This is a genomic window from Aquirufa sp. A-Brett2-W8, from assembly GCF_054558755.1.
In genome coordinates, this window is sequence record NZ_JBPXKS010000004.1 from 22,314 (window position 1) to 48,930 (window position 26,617).

At 45.5% G+C, this 26,617-nt stretch carries 24 protein-coding genes and 1 tRNA gene; 18 read left to right on the plus strand and 7 right to left on the minus strand.

The features are described 5' to 3' along the window. Positions 1-22: 22 nt before the first annotated feature. Positions 23-409 carry a DUF4296 domain-containing protein gene (locus ACST13_RS03630; protein WP_459521862.1) on the minus strand — a complete coding sequence of 129 codons (387 nt, stop codon included), beginning with the start codon at positions 407-409 and terminating at the stop codon, positions 23-25. Between the two features lie 84 nt (positions 410-493). On the opposite strand from ACST13_RS03630, the gene ACST13_RS03635 reads away from it, so the two are divergent. The 4 genes from ACST13_RS03635 to ispE are packed head-to-tail and all read left to right on the plus strand — an operon-like array spanning position 494 to position 4,001. Then, positions 494-1,360, plus strand: coding sequence for a DUF58 domain-containing protein (locus tag ACST13_RS03635; RefSeq protein WP_459521863.1), 867 nt, complete (start codon positions 494-496; stop codon positions 1,358-1,360). Beyond that, entirely contained in the window at positions 1,360-2,214 is an 855-nt protein-coding gene (locus ACST13_RS03640) for a hypothetical protein (protein WP_459521864.1), read from the plus strand. The genes ACST13_RS03635 and ACST13_RS03640 overlap by 1 nt, the downstream gene beginning before the upstream one ends. Continuing rightward, positions 2,204-3,196 carry a VWA domain-containing protein gene (locus tag ACST13_RS03645; protein ID WP_459521865.1) on the plus strand — a complete coding sequence of 331 codons (993 nt, stop codon included), beginning with the start codon at positions 2,204-2,206 and terminating at the stop codon, positions 3,194-3,196. Before ACST13_RS03640 ends, ACST13_RS03645 begins: the two co-directional genes overlap by 11 nt. Before the next feature lies 1 nt (position 3,197). Further along, positions 3,198-4,001, plus strand: a complete 804-nt coding sequence (gene ispE / locus ACST13_RS03650) for a 4-(cytidine 5'-diphospho)-2-C-methyl-D-erythritol kinase (RefSeq protein ID WP_459521866.1) — start codon at positions 3,198-3,200, stop codon at positions 3,999-4,001. Here the strand turns inward: ispE and ACST13_RS03655 are convergent. The 3 genes from ACST13_RS03655 to ACST13_RS03665 are packed head-to-tail and all read right to left on the minus strand — an operon-like array spanning position 3,998 to position 10,025. Next, positions 3,998-5,116: an efflux RND transporter periplasmic adaptor subunit gene (locus ACST13_RS03655; protein ID WP_459521867.1), complete on the minus strand. Its 1,119-nt coding sequence runs from the start codon at positions 5,114-5,116 to the stop codon at positions 3,998-4,000. The two genes, ispE and ACST13_RS03655, sit on opposite strands and share 4 nt — an antisense overlap. Further along, positions 5,109-9,584 (minus strand): CusA/CzcA family heavy metal efflux RND transporter, encoded by a 4,476-nt coding sequence (locus ACST13_RS03660; protein ID WP_459521868.1) that lies wholly within the window; start codon positions 9,582-9,584, stop codon positions 5,109-5,111. Before ACST13_RS03660 ends, ACST13_RS03655 begins: the two co-directional genes overlap by 8 nt. Positions 9,585-9,641: 57 nt before the next feature. Continuing rightward, positions 9,642-10,025 (minus strand): hypothetical protein, encoded by a 384-nt coding sequence (locus ACST13_RS03665; protein WP_459521869.1) that lies wholly within the window; start codon positions 10,023-10,025, stop codon positions 9,642-9,644. 83 nt (positions 10,026-10,108) lie between these two features. Here ACST13_RS03665 and ACST13_RS03670 point away from each other — a divergent pair, with 83 nt between their 5' ends. The 8 genes from ACST13_RS03670 to ACST13_RS03705 all read left to right on the plus strand — a co-directional run bounded on the left by ACST13_RS03670 (position 10,109) and on the right by ACST13_RS03705 (position 16,473). Then, positions 10,109-10,726, plus strand: coding sequence for a DedA family protein (locus tag ACST13_RS03670; RefSeq protein WP_459521870.1), 618 nt, complete (start codon positions 10,109-10,111; stop codon positions 10,724-10,726). Next, a complete protein-coding gene (locus ACST13_RS03675) occupies positions 10,723-11,202 on the plus strand; it encodes an NADH-quinone oxidoreductase subunit A (RefSeq protein WP_459521871.1) in 480 nt (159 codons plus the stop codon). The genes ACST13_RS03670 and ACST13_RS03675 overlap by 4 nt, the downstream gene beginning before the upstream one ends. 19 nt (positions 11,203-11,221) lie before the next feature. Then, entirely contained in the window at positions 11,222-12,679 is a 1,458-nt protein-coding gene (locus ACST13_RS03680; protein ID WP_459521872.1) for a bacillithiol biosynthesis cysteine-adding enzyme BshC, read from the plus strand. After that, on the plus strand, positions 12,664-13,683 hold the full coding sequence (gene mnmH / locus ACST13_RS03685; RefSeq protein ID WP_459521873.1) for a tRNA 2-selenouridine(34) synthase MnmH: 1,020 nt from the start codon (positions 12,664-12,666) through the stop codon (positions 13,681-13,683). The genes ACST13_RS03680 and mnmH overlap by 16 nt, the downstream gene beginning before the upstream one ends. After that, positions 13,673-14,476: a serine O-acetyltransferase gene (locus ACST13_RS03690; RefSeq protein WP_459521874.1), complete on the plus strand. Its 804-nt coding sequence runs from the start codon at positions 13,673-13,675 to the stop codon at positions 14,474-14,476. Before mnmH ends, ACST13_RS03690 begins: the two co-directional genes overlap by 11 nt. A gap of 1 nt (position 14,477) precedes the next feature. After that, the gene (gene cysM, locus ACST13_RS03695) at positions 14,478-15,353 is read left to right on the plus strand and encodes a cysteine synthase CysM (RefSeq protein ID WP_459521875.1); all 876 of its coding nucleotides are present in this window, start codon (positions 14,478-14,480) and stop codon (positions 15,351-15,353) included. A 99-nt stretch (positions 15,354-15,452) separates the two neighbouring features. After that, a tRNA-Phe gene (locus ACST13_RS03700) sits at positions 15,453-15,525 on the plus strand. Positions 15,526-15,693: 168 nt separating this feature from the next. Next, positions 15,694-16,473, plus strand: a complete 780-nt coding sequence (locus ACST13_RS03705; RefSeq protein ID WP_459521876.1) for a TylF/MycF/NovP-related O-methyltransferase — start codon at positions 15,694-15,696, stop codon at positions 16,471-16,473. 23 nt (positions 16,474-16,496) lie between these two features. Here the strand turns inward: ACST13_RS03705 and ACST13_RS03710 are convergent, their stop codons facing one another. Further along, the gene (locus ACST13_RS03710; protein WP_459521877.1) at positions 16,497-17,105 is read right to left on the minus strand and encodes a hypothetical protein; all 609 of its coding nucleotides are present in this window, start codon (positions 17,103-17,105) and stop codon (positions 16,497-16,499) included. 82 nt (positions 17,106-17,187) lie between these two features. On the opposite strand from ACST13_RS03710, the gene ACST13_RS03715 reads away from it, so the two are divergent. From ACST13_RS03715 to ACST13_RS03740, 6 genes are all read left to right on the plus strand, one after another. Beyond that, positions 17,188-20,196 (plus strand): amidohydrolase family protein, encoded by a 3,009-nt coding sequence (locus ACST13_RS03715; RefSeq protein WP_459521878.1) that lies wholly within the window; start codon positions 17,188-17,190, stop codon positions 20,194-20,196. Between the two features lie 8 nt (positions 20,197-20,204). After that, on the plus strand, positions 20,205-21,509 hold the full coding sequence (locus ACST13_RS03720) for an amidohydrolase family protein (protein ID WP_459521879.1): 1,305 nt from the start codon (positions 20,205-20,207) through the stop codon (positions 21,507-21,509). Between the two features lie 187 nt (positions 21,510-21,696). Further along, positions 21,697-21,903 (plus strand): helix-turn-helix transcriptional regulator, encoded by a 207-nt coding sequence (locus ACST13_RS03725; RefSeq protein WP_459521880.1) that lies wholly within the window; start codon positions 21,697-21,699, stop codon positions 21,901-21,903. A gap of 21 nt (positions 21,904-21,924) precedes the next feature. Continuing rightward, on the plus strand, positions 21,925-22,446 hold the full coding sequence (locus tag ACST13_RS03730) for a hypothetical protein (protein ID WP_459521881.1): 522 nt from the start codon (positions 21,925-21,927) through the stop codon (positions 22,444-22,446). 438 nt (positions 22,447-22,884) lie between these two features. Beyond that, positions 22,885-23,619: an LPS export ABC transporter ATP-binding protein gene (lptB, locus tag ACST13_RS03735; RefSeq protein ID WP_459521882.1), complete on the plus strand. Its 735-nt coding sequence runs from the start codon at positions 22,885-22,887 to the stop codon at positions 23,617-23,619. Beyond that, positions 23,616-24,743: a trans-sulfuration enzyme family protein gene (locus ACST13_RS03740; RefSeq protein ID WP_459521883.1), complete on the plus strand. Its 1,128-nt coding sequence runs from the start codon at positions 23,616-23,618 to the stop codon at positions 24,741-24,743. The genes lptB and ACST13_RS03740 overlap by 4 nt, the downstream gene beginning before the upstream one ends. On the opposite strand, the gene ACST13_RS03745 is transcribed toward ACST13_RS03740, so the two are convergent. Then, complete coding sequence (locus ACST13_RS03745) at positions 24,740-25,006, minus strand: PEGA domain-containing protein (protein ID WP_459521884.1); 267 nt, start codon at positions 25,004-25,006, stop codon at positions 24,740-24,742. The two genes, ACST13_RS03740 and ACST13_RS03745, sit on opposite strands and share 4 nt — an antisense overlap. Positions 25,007-25,067: 61 nt before the next feature. Continuing rightward, entirely contained in the window at positions 25,068-26,591 is a 1,524-nt protein-coding gene (locus tag ACST13_RS03750) for a capsule assembly Wzi family protein (protein WP_459521885.1), read from the minus strand. Positions 26,592-26,617 lie beyond the last annotated feature (26 nt).

Here is a 26,617-nt window from a genome sequence, read left to right on the forward strand (position 1 = left end):
AATAATAATAGAAGAAGCTTTCTCATGGTTTTTTAGCTGCGGCTTTTTTAACCGCGGTATTTTTAACCGCCGTATTTTTCTGGCGCTCTTCAATAATCTCATTTACTCGGGTATATAATTTGATAAAGGCAGCTGGGTCTTTCACATAGGATCCATAACTTTTCGCTACCTGCATCGAATCTAGTCCACGTTTTTTCAACGTCTGCTGAGATAATTCATGATATAAGACCAGTGAGGTGTCGGTATTGCCCACGTGCAAGTTTTGGATGATAGCTTCATCTATGTGAATATCTGCCAAAACCTGAGCCATCTGCTCCTGCTCTAAACGATCACTCGAGGATTCATTCACACAGGCGCTAAAAGTACCCGCGCTCAAGGCCAAGAAAAGCAATAATAAACCCTTTTTCATCTTGTAAATATACCCGTAAATTAGAAAGCTTTTAGCTCATTTCATTCAGATTGGGTAAAAAATAGGTAATTTAGTCTCGTGGATATGGACATCAAAGCCTTCCTGACCCATGTCGTTCAGCTGGAAATTCGCATTAGAAAAGCGATTAACACGCAAATGCATGGAAATTTTTCCTCCGTCTTTAAAGGATCGGGCTTAGAGTTTAGTGACCTTCGCCAGTACCATTATGGAGACGACGTGAGGCACATTGACTGGAACACCTCATCGAAGGGTCATGGTACATTCGTAAAGCTATTTAAGGAGGAAAAAGAACAAACGGTCTTCTTCCTAATTGACGTTAGCGCCTCGGGTTCTGTGGGTAGACGCGGGAATAGCAAAATCAAAACGTTGAAGGAAGTCGCTGGCGTTTTAGCCTTTGCGGCTATTCAAGAAGCAAGTCACTTAGGCTTCGTCTGCTTTAGCGATAAAAATGAGAAATATATGCCGGCGGCAATGGGCAAAAAACATGGCTATAAGGTGATTTCAGAACTTTTTCGGGTGGAGCCGGAGAATACGGCGACGGATTTAAAAGCAGGGCTAACCTTTGCATTGCAGACTTTGAAACGCAAGAGTTTACTGTTTGTTTTATCTGATTTCATCGACGAAGGTTACGAGGATTTATTGCGAGCTGCGGCATTAAAGCATGATTTAGTGGTCTTGCATGCACTCGATAAGCAAGAGATAAATTTGCCTTCCATGGGCATCATTCCCATTTACGATCCAGAGCGCAAGCGGACTACTTGGGTGAATACCTCTACGCGAGGGTTCAAGAATTTACTCCAACAGCAGGTGAAAAACCGCGGCGGAGATTTGAAGGAAATGTGCAAGAAATGGCATGCAGATTACGTGGAATTGCGTTCTGGAGAAGATTTCGTGCCGGCTTTAGTGAAACTTTTTAATGCTAGACGTTAATGCAAGAGACGCCATTCATCATTAAGGGAAAGTTTCAGGAGGATTCCGTTGTCATAGGGCAGCCGATTCACTATTCCTTGTATGTGCGTCATCCGAAGGGACAAGAGGTATTTTTTCCGAATGCGAACCGGAATTTTGGGTCTTTTGAAACCGTAAAAAGGGAATTCTTTGCGACAAAAACAACGGCCTCCGGGTCTTTGGATTCTGCCGTATATACCTTGCGTTTATTTAATTTAGCCCCGGTCCAAAAACTCCAAATTCCCATCTACCTAGTGCAGGAACCGGATTGCACGATCATATACCCGGTCGTAGACAGCATTCACTTAAAACGCTTGCTGCCGCATCCGGAACAAATTGATTTAGATTCATTGTACCAAAGCATTCCGATCGAACCTATTAGCCCTAAAACAGATCTAAAAAATGTATTTGCGACAGGGATTAGTCTTTTTATTTTGGCGGGATTGATTTATTGGATTTTTGGCAAAACGATTACGAAACTATTTCAACGGTACTTATTGTGGAGACGAAGACGGGAATTTAGACGTACTTTCCAGCGCTATACGCGTCAAGTGGCAAGCACGCCTGTGGGCTTATCGAATTTAGAGAAAGCCTTTTCTACCTGGAAGAAATATGTAGAGGAATTAACGCAATTGCCATTCACGACCTTTACCTCGAAGGAGATGCTGGATAATTTGGCAGATGAGGCGATGGAAAAGGTTTTAAATGAAATGGATTCGGCCATTTATGGAGGAAATTTCTCTGCTAAAACGACGGAATCCGTTCAATATTTAGACGCCTTAGCGACAAATTTATACGAAATAGAACTAGAGAAGATCAAGAATAATGAAGTTTAATCCGCTCTATTCCTGGCATCAAATACAGGCTTTTTTCAGCTTTGAGTGGGAGAATGGCTTGTTTTTGTATGGCTTGATTTGGCCGTTTTTGCTTTACTTTATTAAGTACCTTCGCCAGCGGGGAAATCAACCTCGCCTCGAATTATCATTATCGGTTCCGCTGAAACAAAATCGCCTTTCTTTGGTACTGAGTTATGTGCCTATGATCATTCAGATACTGTGCATTTCGTCTTTGATCATCGTGGCGGCTGGGCCTTACCGGGTGATCAAGCACCAAAAGAAACAAGTAGAAGGCATCGACATCGCTCTTGCCTTAGACATTTCTTCTTCCATGCTGACGCAGGATATATCGCCTAGTCGATTAGAGACGGCTAAAACGATGGGGACGGAATTCATTCGAAAGCGCAGCCACGATCCTATCGCTTTGGTGGCTTTTGCGGGCGCTCCCTATTTAGCTAGCCCCATCACCACGGATACGGCCTTTTTATTGCATCAATTAAAGCAATTCCAGACGAAACAAATCGTGGAAGAAGGGACAGCTTTGGGGGATGCGTTAGGGATGTGTATTAACCAAATCCGCGACAGCGAAAACCCCAAGAAAATCAGTATCCTGATATCTGATGGAAACAATACCGCCGGAAATTTAGATCCAGTAACCTCCGCAGAACTAGCCAAAAACTTTAATATTAAAGTCTATACCATTGCGGTGGGAAGCCTGAAAGCCAGCACTGATCCCGTAGATGAAAGTACCTTAAGGGAGATCGCAAGCATCACCAAGGGCAAATTTTTCCGGGCTACTAATAGCCAGGCTTTACAACAAATCTTCCAAGAAATTGATAAAATGGAGGCTTCGATTGTGAAAACCGTTACTTGGGAAGAACATATCTCCCTTTCATATTTATTCGCAGAAATTAGCCTCATCCTGTTCTTTGTCAGTCTGTGGGTTCGTTTCAGTTGGATAGGCAACTCTTTAGAAGATTAATATGGTTTTATTTCCGCACGCGAAGATCAATATTGGATTATACATCACGAAGAAACGCAAGGATGGGTTTCATGATTTGGAGACCTGCTTCTTTCCGGTGCCTTGGACGGATGTGCTAGAAATCAGCCCTTCTGATGAGTTTAGTTTTAGCTCTTCTGGGCTCGACATTCAGGGGGACATAGAAGATAATCTTTGCTACAAGGCTTATGAGCTGTTGCGAAAAGAGCATAAAATGCCTCCGGTACATATTCATCTGCATAAAATTATCCCGATGGGCGCTGGTTTAGGCGGAGGATCATCAGACGCTGCCTTTACACTAAAGGGCTTAAGAGACCTCTTTCAATTACCCTTAACGAATGAGGATTTACAACCTTATGCGGCAAAATTAGGGAGCGATTGTGCGTTTTTTCTGTCGAATCAGGCGGCTTTTGGGAAAGGAAAGGGAGATCAATTAAGTCCGATAAATGCCCATTTGAAAGGCAAATTCCTCGTTTTATTATACCCTGCCGTGGGCATCTCCACCGCGGAAGCCTATGCGGGCGTGACGCCATCAAAAGCCCCGGTCGATTTGCGCAAAGCTATTTTGAAAGAGGGTTGGAAAGAGACGATATCGAATGATTTCGAGAAAAGCATCTTCCCACATTACCCCTTATTAGCGTCACTGAAAGAGGAAATGTATGCCTTGGGTGCTAGCTATGCAGCCATGAGCGGATCAGGATCGACCATTTTCGGAATTTTTGACAAAAAAATCGACCCACCTGCAGGATGGGCCGATTATACGATCTGGACAGGATTGGCAGATTAATCTTTCGCAAAGATTGCCTCTAAAGCAGAGGCACCCTTGATGACTAATTTCCCGGCCGGTAATTCTTTCAATAATTTAATTCCAGCAAATTCCGGAGTCGAACTCAAAATTTCCACAGGCACCTGGGCCATCACGCCATTGGCCATTTCTACATAGATAAAGCCTCCTTTACCCACGCGAGCCAAACCCGCCTGAGGAATGCTTGGAATCTTCTGTGTACCCACTTTAACACGTGCGCTCACGAATTGACCCACCGTAAAGTTCTTTTCGTCTGCCTTATTTTCAAAGTGTCCGTGAACGGAGGTCGTGCGATTTGTTAAGTCCACTTGAGGAGCAATAAGGAAGATTTTTGCTTTGGCTTTTTGGCCCTCTGATTCAAATTCGATAATCTGACCGATGTCTAATTTTCCCAAATCCTTTTCGAATACCTTCAATTCCACGTGCTTATCTTCCATTCCCACCACCTTAATTAACACATCAGACGGCGTGACATATTTGCCTATCGCTAGGAATTGATCTTCAATATAACCGTCGATGGGCGAACGCAAAGTTAAAACAGAAGAGATATTTCCCTTAGCCAGCGATTTCAAATCACAGCCTAAGACCTCCAGTTTCAAACCCAAAGCCTTCACTTGCGCATTCACATTGCCTAAATCCGCTTCCGATTGTTGCAACTTTTTCTTCGATCCCACTTCCTCATTCGTTAACACTTGTTGACGTGATTTCTCTGAACTCATAAAAGTCTGAGACGAAAGTGCCTGCAAATATTCCTGTTGCATTTGGATGAAATCGAGCGAAGTCAAAGTCGCTAAGGCCTGGCCTTTGGATACCTTTTTACCTGGTAGCAATTCGTAGGTAGTCTTCACATAACCCGCAATCGGAATCGATATCGAGGCTAAAGACACCGGTGGTACATCGACCACACCTGTACATTTCACTTCTGTGGACATATCTTTTTCTTCCAAAACACCGAATTCGATGCCAGCGTTGGTTTTTTGTTCCGCCGTTAATTTAATTTCTGACATCGGGGTCTCTTCCGACGTTTCTTCTTTTTTCGAGCAAGCGGCTAAGCTGAATAAAAGGCTTAGCGCTGCAAATTTGAATAACTTATTCATTTCCAATGATTGTTTGACGTGTGATAATCGCCTGATTGTAGGCGTTGACTTCTTGAATATAACTCTCTCGAATCTGCCAAGCCTGCTGCGTATTTTGCAACATTTCGACGTATTCGATTTCCCCCTGCTGGTAACTTTTCAGGGCTGTCTTTTCTAATAAAGCCGCCTGCGGGATCGCCGTGGAGGTATAGTAGGCTAAACTAGCGCGGTATTTTGCGACTGCTGCCTCTGCATTCTTGTAATCCGTTTGCAAAGCCGATTCGGCTTGGATTTTTTGGCTGACAAAAGCCTCCTCTTGCAATTTGGCAGAGGCGATTTTGGCTTTCTGGCCCTTCATAAAAATTGGAATAGCCAGGCCAGCTTGAACAAAGTTTTGGCCCCCTACATTTTCAATACTCTGAGAGGTTATACCAAATCGCAAATCAGGTTTCAAGCGTTCCTGTTCTACTGCTGTCAGCAATTTCCCATGTTGCACCTGCTCGGCTAAAAGTTCGATGGTTGGGTTTTTAGACAGATCAAGTCCCGCAGCACCGGATTCCATTGTCAGGGATTCCTTGCCTTCGATTTCGAATTCGCCGGGTTCATTAATCCAATACGCCAGGTTTTGATAGGCCGTTTTCTGGTCCGCTTCTAGCGCGATTCGCTTCTGCTGAAACTCTCTCAAACGGGTTTCAGCCGCCATTAATTCCAAACGATTCGTCTCGCCTTGTTGGAATTTAATGGTTGCCGCGCGCTTCATCTGCGTGTATAGGCTATCTTGTGCTTGCAAAAATGCTAGATTTTTTTGCTGTGCCAAAATCTGGTAATAATAGAATTTCACGCTCGATGCCACTAAGTTTTGGGTGATTTTTAAACGCTTTTCACTCATCAATTTCGCTGAAATCAAAGCCTTCACCTGTGCCTTCAATAGTGTGGGCCATGGGATGCTTTGGGATGCCATCAACGTATAATCCTGACTAGAAGAGGTCTGCGTCTTTCCGTACTGCGCATCGACTGTGCTCTTGGGCAATTCCTTCCCGGAATTGATGAGGGCTTCTGAGGTTTTTACGTCGGCGATGCCGGTGGCAAGGAGGGCGTTGCGCGTGGAGGCTTGTGCGAGGCAAGCCCGGAGGGAAAGAGTCCGAAGGGAGGGGTCGTCACTTCGTGACTTAGTCGACTGCGTCTTAGTCGCCTCCGGCTTAGTCAATGAGTCGTCGCAGTGTGACTTAGTCGACAGGCGGGAGTCGTCGCTTTGCGACTTTGTCAATGGGTCGTCACTTCGTGACTTAGTCGCCTCCGGCTTAGTCACTGCAAACGAACTAAATGACATCAAGATAAATAAAACGATCATGCCTAGTCCTTTGGCCTTCAACATCTTTTCTCTACGGCCCATCACGATCGAGTATACGACTGGAATAACGACTAAGGTTAAAAAAGTCGCGGTGATCAAACCACCGATCACGACCGTCGCTAATGGACGCTGAACTTCCGCTCCAGGTGAGTGACTCAGCGCCATGGGCAAGAAACCTAAAGACGCCACCGCCGCGGTCATAATCACGGGTCTAAAACGCAATTCCAAGCCTTTCTTCAAACGCTCGTCCACACCTAAGCCTTCCTCCGCTAATTGCTTAAAGTAGGACAGCAAAACGATTCCATTCAAAACCGCGACACCAAACAGGGCAATAAAGCCGATCCCCGCCGAAACCGAGAAGGGCATTCCCCTGAGCCAAAGCGCCACCACACCACCAATCGCTGATAAAGGAATCGCCAAGTAAATAATGGCCGCCTCTAAGAAGGAATGGAAGGTAAAGAAAAGCAAGACGAAAATCAGGGCTAAGGCGATCGGAACCACCAGCGCTAAACGCGATTTCGCCGCTTGTAAATTTTCAAAAGTTCCGCCGTAGGTCACATAATAACCCGCAGGCAACGTTATTTTGTTCTTCATGACTTTTTGGATATCGGCTACGACACTTTCCACATCACGGCCTCTCACGTTAATACCAATGGTGATGCGGCGGTGCGTGTTATCGCGAGAAATCTCTAAAGGCGCATTCTCATAACTCACGTCTGCCACTTCTTGCAGTGGAATTTGTGAGCCGGAAGGTAGGTCAATATAGAGTTCGCGGAGGTTTTGGATGTCTTGTCTGTGAACCGAATCCATCCGCACCACTAAATCAAAACGTTTCTCCCCTTCCATCACGATCCCTGCCGTTTCACCCGCAAAGGTCATTTTGATAGCGGAGTTCACTTCGTTTACATTCAAACCATATTGCGCCATCTTCACGCGGTTGTATTTCACCACGAGTTGAGGAATGCCATCGATTTGCTGGACCTTAATATCACCTACGCCGTCGATTTGACGAATATATCGGGACGCTTCGGTCGCATGATCAAATAATTCTTGTAGGTCTTCTCCAAAAATCTTCACCGCAATATCTGACTTCACTCCTGCAATCAGCTCATTAAAACGCATCTGAATCGGTTGCGTGAACTCGAAATTGACCTCTGGAAAAGCATCTAATTCCTTATCCATCTTCTCTTCTAATTCTTCCATGGTCTTCGCATTTTTCCATTCGGACGGATCCTTTAATTGAATGATTAAATCGCAGGAATTTATCCCCATCGGATCGGTGGGAATTTCGGATGCCCCAATACGGGAAACAACTTGATTTATTTCTGATGGAAATTTCTTCATCAGCATAGCTTGAGCTGCCGTATTGATTTTGATACTTTGAGAAAGAGACGCATTCGTAGGTAAGATCGTCTCTACTGCAAAATCGCCCTCATTCAGTTCGGGAATAAACTCCCCGCCTAAAGTCATAAAGAGTGCACCACTGGCCACAAATAGGCCAAATGCGCCTATAATTACCGATTTGCGTTGCTTCAAAGCCCAGTGAATGATGGGTTGATAGCCACGGTATAAAAAGCCCATAATGCGGTCCGCGATGGTCAACTCATGACTGATTTTCTTGTTCAAAAACAAGGCTGACATCATGGGAACATACGTCAATGATAAAATCAAAGCACCAAAGATGGCGAAACTCACCGTTTGAGCCATCGGCCTAAACATCTTTCCTTCAATGCCACCTAAGGCCATAATCGGTAAGTAAACAATTAGAATGATGATGACACCGAAGGCAGCAGAGCCGAAAATGGCTTTGGCAGAAATACCCACTTCCTCATCCATCGCCTGCTGACTTAATTCCTCACCCTTTCGATGGCTATGGAGCCGGTGAATGATGGACTCCACGATGATGACGGCACCGTCCACAATCAGGCCAAAGTCAATCGCCCCCAAACTCATCAGGTTCGCCGACACTCCTAAAATGTGCATCATCGCAAAGGCAAACAAAAGACAAAGTGGAATCACCGAAGCCACAATCAAACCAGCGCGCCAATTTCCCAATAATAAAATCAAAATAAACAAAACGATTAATCCCCCTTCGATCAGATTCTTCTCCACTGTATTAATGGCACGGCCAATTAGGACACTGCGGTCTAAATAGGGTACGATGTGAATTCCTTGCGGCAAGGTTTTACCAATTATGTCTAACTGAACTTTCACGTCCTGCACGACTTGATTCGCGTTTGCCCCCTTTAAAAGTAACATGACGCCACCCACTGCTTCGCCCTCTCCGTTTCGGGTCATGGCGCCATAGCGAACTGCCTTCCCAAAACCCACTTTCGCGACATCCTTCACCAGAATAGGGAGACCGGCTTCGCCTCTTTGGGCAACAACCGTATTTTCAATCTCCTCTAAGGACGTTAGCATCCCCTCTGAACGAATGAAATAGGCATCCGTCCCCTTCTCTAAATAGCTACCTCCCGAATTCGAATTATTGATTTGAATCGCCTTGAAAACATCGTTCACGCTCACATTCATTGCACGCAAACGCTCCGGATCCACCGCCACCTCATACTGTTTCACATTACCACCAAAAGAGCTAACCTCCACCACGCCTTTGATCCCCAAAAGCTGGCGTTTAATCAACCAATCCTGGTAGGTCCGTAAATCTGCGAGAGAATATTGATCCTTAAATGCTTTATCTACTTCCAAGGTATATTGGAAGAATTCCCCCAATCCGGTCGTAATAGGCGCCATTTCAGGCACTCCAGCGCCTTGTAATAAATAAGGTTCTGCCGACTTTAACTTTTCTGCGACCTGTTGCCGGGTCACTTCCGTAGCCACCTCATCTTCGAAAACGACGGTGATAATGGATAAACCCATCCGAGAAATCGAGCGGATATCTTTTACATTCGGGATGGTCCGTAAGGAGATTTCCAGCGGATACGTAATGAATTTTTCGACCTCCGAAGTAGCCAGCGCTGGGGATTGTGTAATCACCTGCACTTGGTTCGAGGTAATATCTGGCAGGGCATCGATGGGCAATTTGCTCAGCGAATATCCTCCCCAAAAAATCAGTCCCAAGACAAAAAGCCCGACCACTAATTTATTGCGTATACTAAAACTTATAATGGAATTAATCATGATGTTAAAATTAAGCATTTACATGAACGGCTCATGCCGCGACCTTTAGGCGTAATTTTAAAATCGGGGAGGCGCGATTAAAACACGCTCCATAGAGAAATGGTAGTTATTTTCGTAGAATTCCGAGCGACGGCGCATAATAATCAGGCTAGCGGCGAACACAAAGAACAAGGAAGTAACTAGAAGCACAAAGCCCATCGCTCCAGAGAAATCAAAACTCGGTAAACTGGGGTGGCTTGTAGTTTTTGCATGCTTCGAATCAGCTGAATAATGCATCCAAAGGAAATCGGCAAAACTGAAACCTGCCGGAGCTTGCTTCTTGTGATCTTGAAAATGCTTCACTAGTTCGTTCGCCTTAATGGCCTGCTCCATACCCACCTTGGGCAACAAGCCGCTGGCGAATAAAAGAACAAAAAGAACGTATGCAAGGACATTTTTCATCCCCCAAATGTAACAAAAATTCGAATTTTTCACCCATATTTATGTTTTCATTTTAATATTAAGATGGAATGTAGGCCTAAATCATGGATGAAATAAATCTTTTGTGGCATCAGCTCACTGATTCTGAAACTATTATCCGATCCGGATTGATAGTAATTACCCTGATTGTTTTCGCTGAGAATGGCCTTTTCTTCGCGTTTTTCCTTCCTGGTGATTATTTATTGTTTTTGACGGGCGTTTTTGGCGGCACCGGAGTGCTAAAAGAGCCTTTAAGCACCTTATTATTAAGTATTTTTGGGGCGGCCGTGATCGGTTCACTCGTGGGTTATTTAAGCGGGCGGTTTTTCGGAAAATCGCTAATGAACAGACCAGATGGCTGGTATTACAAGAAAAAACACTTGGATTCGACTCGGGAATTTTTCGATAAATACGGTTTTATGGCGCTAGTAATCAGTCGCTTTTTACCCATCGTGCGCACGTTTACGCCCATTTTAGCTGGAATTAGCCACTTATCTTGGTATAAATTTATCCTGCTGAATCTAGTGGGAGCCGCTATGTGGGTAGGTATTCTAGTTACTGGAGGTTATTATTTAGGCCAAAATTTCCCCGGCATCATCAACTACGTACAATACATCATTATATTCTTCCTTGGTATCACCACTTTTACGGTAATCAAGGGGTATATGAAATTGAAAAAATGATCGAACAATTTGGCTATGTCGCTGCCTATTTAGGTGCTGGGATTTTATTCCTAGGCTTGATTCTGACGCTTGCCCGATTCATCCGCCCTAATCGCCCCAATGTCGAGAAAAACAGCACCTACGAATCTGGTGAAGCACCCGTGGGAAATGCGAATATTCGTTTCAATCCACGCTTTTATGTGATTGCGCTGTTATTCGTATTATTTGAAATTGAATTAGTTTTCCTATTTCCTACGGCTACTTTATTGAAGAATAAGGAACTTTCGGCGGCAGCGCCTGAATTCCCCCTCTATGCGCTGGTCGAGATTTTATTATTCGTGGGAATTTTAGCTTTAGGACTTGCCTTTGCCTGGGTGAAAGGGTATTTGAATTGGGAAAAACCGGAGAGTTCGGCTGAGAAATTGAACGTTCCCATTCCTGACAGCGTTTACAATAGCATTAGAACAAAACATTCCGCGGCCAAAAATGTCTCATAAAAAGCATACTTTTTCTTCTTTGAACGCTTTTTCCAAACTGCTACTTGATTATCTAGCAGAGAAACCAGCGTTACAGGAATTTTATGGGAATGGTCCTCAAATTGCAAAGTTCAAAGAGCAAATTTCAGATAAAAAAGGGTTTCCTGCTTCTTCGCGAGTCGTTTTGCAAACCGTTTTGACCGAACAATATGCGGCCATTGGGGCGGTGATGCCGGCAGTGGATTTGCGAGAGGAGAATACCTTTACGGTGACCACGGGACATCAATTAAATATCTATACGGGGCCACTTTATGTGATTTATAAGTTGGTTTCGACGATTAATTTAGCGCGCGCTCTTCGTGCAGCATACCCTTCCCAACGCTTTGTACCCGTATATTGGATGGCGACGGAGGACCATGATTTTGAGGAGATTAATCACTTCTTTGCTTTCGGGACTAAATACGAATGGAATACTTCCCAAAAAGGAGCCGTAGGGCGGTTCAATCTCAGTGATTTTCCTAAGATTCCATTTAGAAATGAAATTTTCGATCAGGCTTATTCGGAGGGTAAAACCCTTTCTGAAGCAGTCCGAATATATATGCATGCGCTTTTCGGAGCCGAAGGTTTAGTCTGTCTAGATGCGGATGATGCGCGATTAAAGTCGATTTTCGCTCCTATCATGGAGGCTGATTTGAAACAGCAGGTGCACGAACCTATCGTGCGTGCGACCACAGAGAAATTAGAGGCCTTAGGTTATAAAACACAGGTCTCGGCGCGTCCGGTGAACCTTTTTCGCCTGACTGCTACCGATCGCGTCCGATTAGAAAAAGGGGATTCTGTCGAAATTACAGAAGCAAGCCCGAATGTGATTTTACGCCCTTTGTACCAAGAAGTTATTTTACCTAACCTAGCCTACATAGGTGGACCAGCGGAGGTAGCCTATTGGCTGCAACTAAAAGGGCTATTCGATTTACACCAAATCCCGTTCCCTATTTTATTGCCGCGCAACTTTGCGATCGTGAAGACGCAAAAGCAGGCGGAGAAGGCGGAGAAACTCGGTTTAAGTTTAGCGGATTTGTTTAAAAACGAACTCGCATTACGCCGCGATTTTGTGGCAGGACGCACGGAACATACACTCGATACGGATGGTGAGGTACAAGCATTACAACCCATATTAACTGAGCTAGCCGCACGAGCAAAAGCCATCGATCCCACCTTAGAAGCTAGTGTTTTAGCCGAAGAGGCACGCTGGACCAAAGGTCTCGAGCGTTTAGCCAAGAAATTGAAGCGCGCGGACGAACGCAATCAAGGGGATGAGGTGAGACAGGTTTTGGCATTAAAGGAAGCCCTATTTCCTAGGGGAGAATGGCAAGAACGCCACACGAACTTCCTTGAATTCGCGAGCGATCATCCTGATTTTATACAAGAATTACTACAGACATTCGATCCATTACACTTCGAATTCTACGAAATAACCCTTATATGCCCGAAAAACTAAGTCCGTCAGACTTCCTCGAAGCCGCAAAAATAATCCCGGTGCTCGATGTACGATCGCCTGGAGAATATACGCGGGCTCGAATTCCTGGAGCGATTTCATTCCCCATTTTTGACGATGAACAACGCGCGGCGGTGGGCACTTGTTATAAGCAGAAGGGAAAAGATCAAGCGATTGAATTAGGCTTAGAAATGGTGGGGCCGCAACTCGCTAAATGGGTAAAGAAAGCGAAAAAACTAGCCGTCGATAATACCGTGCTTGTGCATTGCTGGCGAGGAGGCATGCGGTCTGGCAGTATGGCCTGGCTTTTTGAGACGGCGGGATTACAGGTGAAAATTTTAGAGGGTGGATATAAGGCCTATCGCAATGAGGTTTTGGCGATATTTGATCAGCCTATTCCCTTCCGCGTTTTAGGGGGGAAAACAGGATCTGGGAAGACGGAAATCTTGCATGAATTAGAAAAAAGAGGCCGCCAGGTCTTGGATTTAGAGGGCTTGGCACACCACCGGGGTTCGGCTTTTGGACATTTAGGTCTAGAGGAACAGCCTACGAGCGAGCATTTTGAGAATGAAGTGCACCGCGTTTTGCGCGGTTTTGATTATAAGCAAGAGATCTGGGTGGAGGATGAAAGTCGCCATATAGGCAAGGTATTCATGAGTGCGCCGCTGTATAATCAACTGCGAGAGGCCCCGATTGTATTTTTAGACATTGAAGCTCTTTACCGTTTACCTCATTTAGTACACGTGTATGCGTCGTATCCGAAGGAGGATTTAGCTACGGCTTTGGACAAAATAAAGAAACGCTTAGGCCTGGACCGCTACGCCATCGCGATGGAAGCACTGGACGCCGGGGATTTCAGTTTAGTCGCCGAAATCACGCTGCATTACTACGACAAGGCCTATATGTATGGCTTAGAGCAACGAAACGAATCACAAATTACGCGCATCGAGGTCCGCACATTAGACCCGATCGAACAAACCGAATTACTTTTAACACATGCTTCCTAAGAAATTTTTAGATCAATTATTAACGCAACATCAGCAGACGCCTCCATTTCCGGCGACCTCTGACATCAAGAAGCTATTTACGAAAATCGTGTTGACGCTTTTCCCGGAACAAACGCTCAAGCATTTTTCTACACCGGAAGAACTGAAAGCCGTTTGGGAAAGCATCGAAAATGGATTAGAAAGCTTATTGCATTCGATGAAAGAGCAGCTTACGGAAGATCCTGCAGTCATTTCTCATCGCTTTTTAGGCCAAATACCAGCCATCTATGACCTGTTGCAAACGGACGTAGAAGCGATGGTCGCTGGCGATCCGGCGGCGACGACTTCGTATGAAGTGATTCGCACCTATCCCGGATTTTATGCGCTGGCCTTTTACCGTTTAGCGCACGGATTACACCAGGAAAAAGTACCTTTGATACCTCGCATTTTGACGGAATATGCACATTCCAAAACCGGAATCGACATCCACCCGGGTGCCAGCATCGGTCGCTATTTCTTCATGGACCACGGAACGGGAATCGTGATTGGTGAGACAACGGTGATAGGCGAACGCGTGAAATTATACCAAGGGATAACCTTAGGAGCCCTTTCTGTGGATAAATCGATGGCCTCCACGAAGCGCCATCCAACGATTGAAGATGGAGTAGTCATCTATTCGGGTGCCACTATTTTAGGAGGGGAAACCGTCGTAGGAAAGGGGTCGATTATAGGCGGAAACGTCTGGTTAACGCGCAGCGTGCCGGCGAATACGAAGATTTACCACCAAGAGAACGTCAAAGTCATCCAAGATTAATATGAGCCAGCTGTTAGATTTAATTGGAAACACGCCTTTAGTCGAATTATCTCGCCTGAACCCGAACCCGAAGGTGAAGATTTTTGGGAAATTAGAGGGAAATAATCCGGGAGGTTCGGTCAAAGACCGCGCAGCCAAAAGCATGATCGAAGGCGCCATCGCCCGCGGCGAATTAAAGCCTGGGATGAAGCTCATCGAGGCAACTTCCGGCAACACCGGAATCGCACTTGCGATGATCGCCCGTTTATATGACATCGAAATTGAATTAGCCATGCCTTCGAATTCGACGCGCGAACGCGTGCTGACGATGCAGGCTTTTGGCGCTACCGTGACGCTGACAGAAACCATCGAATCCGCTCGGGACTATGCTGTCGAAAAAGCGGCGTCTGGTGAGTTTTTTATGCTGAATCAATTCGAAAATCCAGATAATTATTTGGCCCATTATAAAACAACGGGTCCCGAAATCTACCGCGACACTGCTGGCCAAATCACTCATTTCGTGGCTTCGATGGGAACGACCGGCACCATTATGGGCACCTCGATGTATTTAAAGGAACAAAATCCTTTAATTCAAATCATCGGCTGCCAGCCCACAGACGGCTCGAAAATCCCCGGTATCCGCCGCTGGCCTATCGAATACCGCCCTAAAATCTTTGATCCCTCCCGCGTAGACCGCATCATGGACATCTCCGAAGCAGATGCGACGGCAATGACACGTGCCTTAGCCAAAGTCGAAGGTGTCTTCGGCGGAATGAGCAGCGGTGGCGGCGTATTAGCCAGCCTTCGCTTAGCAACTGAGTTAGAGGAAGGCGTGATCGTTTGCATCATTTGCGACCGTGGAGATCGCTATTTGTCGAGCGGACTATTCGGGGAATAATTCCCTTCCTTGCGAGATTTATTCGGTTTTTTTAGCCCAAGATTGGGATTAAATAAAATTTTACTTATTTTTGCACTCCCGATTAACGCGGGCAATTGAGGTGGATTAGCTCAGTTGGTAGAGCATCGGATTGAAAATCCGTGTGTCCCCGGTTCGAGTCCGGGATCTACCACTTCAATTAATAAAGACCCTAACAGCGATGTTAGGGTCTTTTGTTTTAGGGGAAATTAGCGTGGTTCTCTGTTTGCGATTTCTCACTATTGACACATATTGTCAACACCCGAGAATCGCCGATAGCAAAACACAAAATTTTTACTATTTTTAGGAGAAATTACCTCCTATGCGCAAATTCCTCCTAAGCCTCATTGAACAATTCGGTTACAAAGTCACTAAATTCGATCGCAAGGCCACTGGGCCCTATGCGGATATTCAGGATAAAACCTTTTGGAACTTTTATGAGAAATGCCAGCCCTACACGATGACCTCGGTGGAGCGGATGTTTGCGTTATACCAGGCGACGAATTATGTGATTGATCAGAATATTCCGGGCGATTTCGTGGAATGCGGCGTTTGGCGCGGGGGTTCTTCGCTGATGGTGGCGCAGGTTTTAGCGCACCGCGGGGTGAGCGATCGCCACCTCTATTTATACGATACGTTCGAGGGGATGTCGGAACCGACGGCGGAGGATGTGGATTTTAGGGGCCAAAAAGCAGACCAAATGCTCGAGCAAACCCAAGACCAGAAGGAGACTTCCGTTTGGTGTTTGGCAAACTTAGACGACGTTAAATTAACGATGTCGAACAGCTCTTTCCCATCAGCAAACATTCATTATGTGGAGGGAAAAGTGGAAGACACCATTCCGCAAATCACACCTGCGGGTGCGATTGCCCTGTTGCGTTTAGACACAGATTGGTACACCTCCACGAAGCACGAATTAATCCATTTATATCCCTCATTAAGTGCTAATGGCGTTATGATCATCGATGATTATGGCCACTGGGAAGGCTGCCGAAAAGCGGTGGACGAGTATTTCGCAGAGCAAAAGACTTCAATTTTATTACAGAGAATTGACTACACGGGCCGTTTGGCGATTAAAAGTTTATTGATAAAAACGAAATAAGTTCACGTTTTGTGAAACAGGCCTTATGCTGCCACCTCTACCAGCGAACTCACCCAATCTTGAAATAGCTCAGATTCAATCTGAACGGCCACTGCGGCATGCGTTGACCAGTCTGGCCAGGTTGATTTTAGCTGCGAAATCATTTCGGCTAAATGCCCCTCTTCTTCCACGATGATGGATTTCACTTGGACTTTAGACTTCGTTTCAGTGAGGATTTTTTGGTAGATAGGATATAATTCATCTGCCCGTAATTCGATAGCGTAGGTCACTAATAAGTAAGCCGCCCATTTTACGTCATAGCCTGCTAGACCGAGCTTTTTCTTGGCATATTGGCTGACGCGCAGGTCTAATAAGTCTAAATAGAAGCGAGAAGTGCGTGGGTTGATCAAAAACGAATCGTCGTAGGTCTCGAAACCGGACGGAACTAATTTGCTGATCTGCTTCTTAAGGTAGTAGGCGTGGCGGTGCTCTTCGGCGGCGTGCTTTAATATGATGAGGCTGACCTCTTTTTTGTGTTCAAATTTGGAAATTTTTCGAGCGCCAGAATTTTCCATAAAGGAAAGCGTATTCAAAAAACGGGCATGAGATTCTGGATTCGCAACTAATTGTGCGATCGTATTAGCGGTATTCATGTTTGACTTAGGCAAAATGTGTAGACAAAGATAGGCCAAAGAAAAAAAATTTCTATCTTTAATCTTCAACAAATATCGACGAATGAAAAAATTTCAACCTTTTTGGCTGGGAGCCCTGTTCCTCTTCGTGAGCACGTCTCTCTTTTCTCAAGTCACTTTCCCGATTAATGACGTCGCAAGTCCGTCGAATGGCTATTATGCCTTCACGAACGCGACCATCGTGAAAGATGCAAAAACGACATTGACCAAGGCAACTTTGGTAATTAAAAATGGTAAGATCGAATCGGTCGGAGCTGTAATTGTCCCTAAGGACGCAGTGGTGATCGATTGTGGCGGTAAATACATTTACCCGTCTTTCATTGACATTTACAGCGATTATGGCATGAATCCCGTAGCAGCAGGCGGTGGCGGATACCGCTCTCCTTCTCAAATGATTTCGAACACGAAAGGGCCGTATTCTTGGAATCAGGCCATTAAATCGGAGGTTTCGCATGTGAAATTGTTCGAGGTGAATGATTCGAAAGCGAAGGAATTGCGCAAGCTAGGTTTTGGCACAGTATTAACGCACCAGATGGACGGGATTTCTCGTGGAACGGGCGTTTTCGTGAGTTTAGCGAAGCAGAGAGAAAACTTAGTTATCTTGAAAGAGAAGGCGTCGGCACATTATTCCTTTAATAAAGGTTCTTCTGCGCAGGATTATCCGGGCTCTTTGATGGGTTCGATTGCGCTTTTACGCCAAAACTTCTTAGACGCCGCTTGGTACAAATCGAAGCCGGCGAAAGAGGGAATGAATTTATCTTTGGCCTCTTTTAATGAGATTCAAGTGCTTCCTCAAATCTTCGAGGTAACCGATAAGTGGTCTGTTTTACGTGCGGACAAAATCGGGGATGAGTTTGGCATTCAATACATTATCAAAGCGAGCGGTAACGAATACCAACGCATCGACGAGATGAAAGCATCGAATGCGAAATTCATTTTGCCTTTGGACTTCCCGCAGGCGATGGATTTAGAGGATCCGACGGACGCACGTTTTGTGAACATGGCGGACATGAAGCACTGGGAATTAGCGCCTACGAATCCATCTAGTTTCGAAAAGGCCGGATTAACTTTCGCATTAACGGCGAATGGATTAAAAGACGTGAGTAGCTTTATGCCAAATCTCCGCAAGGCGATTCAATATGGTTTAAGCGAGCAAAAGGCATTAGAGGCTTTGACTTCAACTCCAGCAACTATCTTAGGCGTTTCTGACATGGTCGGAAGTCTAGATGCAGGAAAATTAGCCAACTTCGTCATCACCAATGGCCCTGTTTTCGCTGAGAAAACAAGCATCATAGAGAACTGGGTGCAAGGCGATGCGTATCCGATCGCGAAGGAACAATGGAGTTCTTTGGCAGGAAAATACGACTTACACTTAGGCGCGAACAAGGCGACTTTAAGTATCTCTGGTGAGCCAGGAGGCTATAAAGTTCAGATTTTGGCCAAAGACACAACGTCTGTCGACTTCTCCCAAAAAGAATCCTTAATCAACCTAAGCTTCACCTCAAAAGCCGACAAAGGCAAGCGCACCCGCTTGAGTGGAACATTCGCAGGCGCGACCTTCACAGGAACAGGCCAATTAGCAAACGGCGACTGGGTTTCGTGGAAAGCATCGGCATCCGCTGCGGCTGACACGGTAGCGAAAAAAGCAGGTAAGAAAGAAGATAAATTAGAATTAGGCTCCGTTATTTTCCCATTTGCGGGATACGGAACGGCTAAGCCAGCTTCATCGGAGACGATTTTGATCAAGAACGCGACGGTTTGGACGAATGAAAAATCCGGCGTTTTAACAGGCAGCGATGTACTATTAAAGAACGGTAAAATCGCGGCGATTGGTAAAGGATTAAAAGATCCTTCGGCACGCGTGATTGACGGAACGGGCAAGCACGTAACGGCGGGCATCATCGACGAGCACTCCCACATAGCTGGAACCGGCGGCATTAACGAATGTTCGCAATCCGTAACGGCTGAAGTGCGTATTCAAGACGTCATCGATCCAGATGATATTGACATCTACCGTCAATTGAGTGGTGGTGTGACGGCAAGCCATATTTTGCATGGTTCTTGTAACACCATTGGTGGCCAAACACAATTACTAAAATTGCGTTGGGGTGCAAATGCAGAAGGAATGAAGTTTGCGAACTGGGATCCATTTATCAAATTCGCTTTAGGCGAGAACGTAAAACGTTCTTATAACACCTCGAATCCACGTTTCCCAGACTCAAGAATGGGTGTGGAGCAGGTGCTGATGGATGCCTTCACTCGTGCGAAAGACTATGAGAAGCAAGGTCCTGGAAAGCGCATTGACTTGGAATTAGAGACTTTGGTCGAAATTTTGAACCACAAGCGTTTCATCACGTGCCACTCGTATGTACAGAGCGAGATCAATGCGATGATGAAGGTGGCTGATCATTTTGGATTTACGGTGAATACATTTACCCACATTTTAGAGGGTTATAAAGTAGCTGATATTATGGCCAAACACGGTGCGAGCGCGTCTACGTTCTCGGATTGGTGGAGCTATAAAATGGAGGTGACGGATGCGATCCCACAAAATGCCTATTTAATGCAAAAGACGGGTGTGAACGTGGCGATTAATTCGGATGATGCGGAAATGGCGCGTCGTTTGAACCAAGAAGCGGCGAAATCTGTGAAATACGCGGGTATGTCAGAGGAAGACGCTTTGAAAATGGTGACTTTGAATCCTGCCAAAATGTTACACGTCGCTGACCGCGTCGGTTCGATCAAGGAAGGCAAGGATGCGGATATCGTGGTTTGGTCAGATAATCCTTTATCGATTTATGCCAAATCCGAACATACCATCGTAGACGGCGCTATCGTATTCGATCGGGCTGCTGACTTAATTCGTCAGGCAGAACTGAAAGCAGAGAAACAACGCTTAGTCCAAAAAATGATCGGAGCGAAAAAAGGCGGTGCATCGACTCGCCCTGCAACTCCATCTTTCAAAGAAGAAAATGAGTGCGAGGTGGATCACCACCATGGCAACAGCATTTGGGACCGTATTTCGAGCCGTTGGGATAACACTGAAAACTAGAATTCAACATGAAAAAACAGATCATATATACATTCTTCTTTGCGCTTAGCGGTATTTCTGCTTTCGCACAAGAAACCATGCACCCTTCCCCTGCCCAAAGCAAGACCATCGTCATTTCCGGCGGTACGATTCATGTGGGTAATGGAACGGTCATCGAAAACGGCACGCTCGTTCTCGAAAAAGGTAAAATCAAATCCGTTTCCGCTTCCCCTGTCACTATTTCAGGAGATGTGGAGCGCATTGATGCGACAGGCAAGCAAGTCTACCCCGGCTTAATCGCCTCTAATTCGAGCTTGGGTCTAGTGGAATTCGTTTCCACGAAATCAACCGTCGACATCGAGGAACTAGGCGAAATGAACCCGAACATCCGTTCGATCGTAGCCTATAATACCGATTCGAAAATCATCAATACGGTGCGTTCGAATGGCGTTTTATTAGCCCAAATCACCCCACAAGGTGGAATGATCCCCGGATCTTCTAGCGTCGTTCAACTCGATGCGTGGAACTGGCAAGATGCCGCTTACGCGATGGATAATGGCGTTCACTTCAAGATGCCGGCTTTAATTAACCGCCCGATGGCGTTTCAACGCAGAGGGGCGAACGCGGATCCCGTGGCAGCGGGATTGGCGCGCCTCGCAGAGGCGCGGTCCTTTTTTCAAGAAGCGAAGGCGTATTTGAACGAGAAGACGCATACGAGTACGAACTTGAAGTTCGAAGCAACTAAAGGATTATTCGACGGAAGCAAGCCCTTTTTCGTGCACTGTGACTTAGTGAAGGAGATGTTGGCGGCGATTAATTTTGCCAAAGAATTCAACTTCAAACTCGTTCTCGTAGGAGCCACAGACAGCTATATGATTGCGGATATTTTGAAGGAGAATCAAGTGGCGGTGATTTTGGGAGAAATCCATAGCCTACCAGCAACCGAAGACGATGCCGTAGATCAACCCTATAAGACCCCAGGAATGCTTCAAAAAGCAGGCGTTTTATTCTCGATGGGCTTCGAAGGCAGTGATGGAAACTGGCGTCAACGCGACCTTCCCTTCCATGCAGGAACGATGGCTGCTTACGGAATGACGAAGGAAGAGGCAATTTCTGCGATCACGCTGAATGCTGCCAAAATCCTACACATCGCTGATCGCACCGGCAGTATCGAAGCAGGCAAAGATGCAAACGTAATCATCTCAACAGGTGATGTGTTAGATATGCGTTCGAGTGTTTTAACGCATGCCTTCATCCAGGGCCGTGCTTTGAATTTAGATAACAAACATTCGCAACTTTTTGAACGCTATAAGTACAAATACAGCGTGAAATAAATTTCCTACAAGTGTAGTGATTAGAGTCCTCAAAAGCCGATTTTGTCTTTTGAGGACTTTTTTTATACTCTCATTGCGCACGAATATCAGTGTTTTCATAATCTTCACTTATAAAGTGGAATAAGTTTTGTTTTTGGGTTTATTCTCTGAATATTATCAAAAATAAAACTGTAACCACTAAATATTTATGAAAACCAAACTAGTCTTTTCGACCGTATTGATCAAGTCGCGCCTGACCTTACGAATGACACAATCACAAGTCGCCACCGCGGTCGGCGTATCCCAAAGCGCCTACAATTATTGGGAATCTGGCAAACATTATCCGAATGCCACGAAAATTTACCTTCTCATCAAAGTCTTGAAGATTCCAATTGAGGAGGTGTACACCGCTTAAATTTTTCTTACCTTTGGGGGGATGATTCGCCTCAGCATTTTACTTTTTTTCACATTCGTTGCGTGCACCAGCTCCCCTGAGCCGGCCACTCATTTCTACGACTGGAAAAAAGAGCTGAACCGCCTATCATCTTCCCCCATTTCGGTAAAAAAGACCGTTATTTTAGACGGCAACACTGAAGTAATTGATTCGGTTCAGGTTGATTTGGCCAAAGAGTGGGCCCTCTTCAACGAAGCCGATCTCAACAAACCCGCCTACGCCCTTAGTTATGAGGATCGCTCGACCCCTGGTCTCATTCAATATTCGTTAAAAAAAGGTGAAGATCTTCCCGTGCGTTCTTTTATGGTGACCTTAGATTCCTTAGGTCGCCCTGCTTCTGTTGAATTTGATATTTCTTCGGAAAATTTAATTTACGTAACCTCCAAAAAACTATCCATGCGCCTAGTCGCTGGTCAGGTAGTTTCTTATACCATCGCTGGTTCTCAAGCTTTACGCTGGTTTTCGTCGCCTACGAGGTATACGGTTAGGGGGGAAGTGCTGTAGCTTCGCGAGGTCATTGCTGCGCAATTTAGTCGTGACTACGTCACTTAGTCGCCTGCGGCTTAGTCAGGAAGGAGAGTAGAGATAAGAGAGTAAAGAGAATCTTTTAATATTCACCAGAATTTATATTCCATAATAGGTCTCTAAGTACTGGAAACGGCATAGTGTTGAAATGCCTTCAAAGCACTAAATGGCATTCTGAGGAATTGACAACTTTTGTCAATAGGCGAAAACAGCATTTAACGTAACGTCCATTTATCTAGAGCTGGACGCCCAATTAATTGACACAAACTGTCAATACCTCAAAATCGAGTTTGCCCCCGAACGATTTATTTCACAACATGGCGTTTCTGAACAATCAGAGCACCTAATGGGTTTAACGAGTAGAACCAGCGAAAAAGCAAAGCGCAAAAACATCGAAATTATTCGTATTTTTAAGGCATGATTTTACGGACAGAGAATTTAGTCAAGAAATACGGCCAGCGATTAGTGAATGATCACATATCGTATCAGGTGGCGCAAGGGGAAATTGTGGGTTTATTGGGGCCAAATGGTGCCGGAAAAACCACTTCCTTCTATATCGCTACTGGATTAGTGAAGCCGAATGAAGGCAAGGTATACTTAGATGATTTGGACGTAACTGACTTACCTATGTACAAAAGGGCAAGGTTAGGCATCGGGTATTTAGCACAGGAGGCGTCGGTTTTTAGGACGTTGAGTGTGGAGGATAATATTTTGGCGGTGTTAGAAATGACGAAATTGTCAAAAGAAGAGCAAAAAGAAAAACTAGAAAGTCTGCTGGAAGAATTCTCGCTGACACATGTGCGGAAGAGTTTGGGGCAGGTGCTTTCTGGGGGAGAGAGAAGGAGAACGGAGATTGCGAGGGCGCTGGCGGTGGATCCCAAATTTATTTTGTTAGATGAGCCGTTCGCGGGGGTAGATCCGATCGCGGTGGAGGAGATTCAGGCGATTGTGTCGAAATTGAAATATCGGAATATCGGGATCTTGATTACGGATCATAATGTGGATGAGACTTTGTCGATTACGGATAGGGCTTATTTGCTTTTTGAGGGAAAGATTTTGAAGGCGGGGACGCCACGAGAATTAGCGGATGACGAACAAGTTCGTCGTTTGTATTTGGGTAAAAACTTTAAGTTGAAAGAGAACCAAAAATGAAAAAGGAGACGATTGCAGTACATGGGAGTCATTTGAAGGATGAAACGGCGGGGGCGATTGCGGCACCGGTGTTTTTGACGACGACTTTTGAACGGGCTTTAGACGGAACCTATCCGAAAGGCCATATGTATTCCCGCAACTCCAATCCGAACCGCATTGCACTTGAAAAAGGCCTGGCGGCCTTAGAAGGGGCGTCGCGAGGCTTCGCCTTCGGCTCAGGCCTCGCCGCGGTCAACGCCGTATTCCAATGCCTAAAATCTGGCGACCATATCTTAATGCCGGAAGTAGGTTATTATGCCTCGTATAAACTGGCGGAAGAAATTTTAGGACCCTGGGGATTAGAAGTGACTCAAGTGGATATGACAGACCTAGCGAAAGTCGAAAAAGCGGTTCAGAAAAATACGAAACTCATCTGGGCAGAAACCCCGGCGAACCCGATGCTCAGCATCACCGACATAAAAGGCCTTGCTAGCATAGCGCAAAAACATAAATTAAAACTAGGCGTAGACAATACCTTGGGGACACCCGTCCTCCAAAACCCCATTGCCCTTGGCGCGGACATCGTGATGCACGCGACGACAAAATACATCGGCGGACACTCCGATATTATGGGTGGAGCAGTATTATTGAAAGAAGATGACGAGTGGGCGAAAAGAATAGAAAGGGTGCAGATATTGATGGGGGCGACGCCTAATCCGTTAGATTGTTACTTATTAGCAAGGGGCTTAAAGACCTTGCCATTGAGAATGCGCGAGCACAGTGCGAACGCTTTGGAACTAGCAAAGCGTTTGGAAAAACACCCGAAAGTAGAGAAAGTACACTATCCCGGCTTGGAATCACATCCACAGCATGCGTTAGCCAAAGCACAAATGCCTCAGGGCTTTAGCGGAATGATTGCTTTGCAAGTCAAAACAAGTGAAACGGAAACAAGGGAAATGGCAGGCAAACTGCAGATTTTTCAACAAGCGACGAGTTTAGGCGGGGTAGAATCGCTGGTGGAACACCGCAAGTCCATCGAAGGGCCGCAAAGTACGACGCCGGGAAACCTATTGCGTTTCTCTATCGGCTTAGAACATGTGGATGATTTGTGGGCGGATTTAGAACAAGTCCTAAAGACGATTTAGAGATCCTTCTCTAATTTCACTTCTATTTCTTTTCCTACCCCTTTCAATTCGACACGTTGGCGCTTGTAGCCTGATTTAGAAACGGAGATGAAATTATATTGCTTTTCGTCGATCTTAATTTCGACAGGGGTCTTTCCCACGAAGTAACCGTTTAATATAACCTCTGCGCCCGCAGGGTCAGATTTGACTAAAACAGTCTTCGTAGCAGGCGAAACAAATGAACTTAATGCACTGATTAACAATAAGATAACAAAATTTTTCATGATAGGTGTTGAATGAATTATTCAAATTTACCATAAAATACATGAATCTGTACCCTGAAGGCTAAAAATATCGAGTTGCTGATAATTGCAGCTGGGTATTTAGTTTGACATTATCCAATACCCATTGGTAATTCCTGATTAGTGCAAAATTCAATTTTGCAGATAAGGCATAAGAACCGACGTGGCGTTGGTAATAACCACCAAAATTCACGTCCACCCATTTGGAATCATAGGTTTTAAAGGCATCATAAAAATAATCCATGTTGTGCGCATAGCGCTCTATGGTAAATCCGGCGACGGTAGCGGGGCGCACAAAGGCCACATCGAATGTTTGGAGATTAGAACCAGGACCAATTCCTGACCCGAGAACTTTCCCTTCGTTTGTATAACCATGACGTACAAAATCGTGTCTATACCAAGGTCCATTATTTCGAACTATGCGATCCGCCGTCATGTCCATGGAAGTGTTTTCAATGGCTAAGCGAACATAGCGACCAGGGGACTGAGGGAAGGCTTTACGCATTCCAAATAAATAAGCCCGGGAATGTTCTAAAGACAAATACCAATCGATCAAACTGTTCGGATAATCATTCCAGCCTATTTCTCCATAGATTTCAACCTGCGAGGCGGGGAAAACCCAACGAGCGGAAATAGACGCTAATTGATCTCGTCTCTTTTCATCTTCAAATGGCACTCGCTTCTTCTCAAATGGCAATATAAAGGGGAAAACGTCGGTCAAACCAGACCCCATATCCGAGGTATAGAGATGAAAGGCTCTGGAAAAACCTAGAAATAATCCGGGGATCCAGCGTGGCTGGTAGTTGATGGTTACAGCGGAAATATAGCGTGCATCGGAGGATTTTGGCTCTACATAATTAATGCCATTTACGAGGTAATCAGACGCCGAAGGCTGAACTCCTGAACCCTCCAGTCGCCCCCCGATTAGCTGAAATTCAAAGGAGCCTAAAAAGGTTTTTACCGGTTTCACACTATTAAATGTGCCGTGCAAAAAGCCGGGGGCATTGTTTGACATCAATAAGGAGTTCCGGAAACCGGGGCCCCACCAGAGATTTTCGGTGGAAATACCCACAGAGACGGATCGGGAAGAGAGGCGCAGGGCACTTTGGCCTAAACGAAAACGGGTATACGTCGAATTGCCAAAACGTTCTGGTATATCGATGCTATTCCAGAGCACCAGCATGGGCGCGCGGTAGGAACCCTGCAAGGAAAAAGTCTCAAACGAAGGGTTCGCTGCGTAAACAAGCTCAGGCTTTAACTGAAAACTCAAGGCTTTGTATTTCAGAAAAAAACCAGCCGTTAGATAAGTTTGCAAGCCTCTCGCCGGGATCATCGCGCCGTCATTCCAGCCCATGGGAGCATCGGAATTATAGGAAGTCAGGATAGAGGCGGGCAGCAGCTTCGCCGAAATGGAATCCGAAACCGGCCTTATAGTAAACGAATAAGACGCCCCAGATAGTAGTTGTTGATTGCGCAAACGCTCTTCTGAATAATCCGGCATTCCTACGGGAACCGTCTGTGCAAAGATTTGTGTGGTCAAAAAGAAAAAAAAGATCCATTTAAGCATGAACAAATTTAGGTAGGAATGCCCGC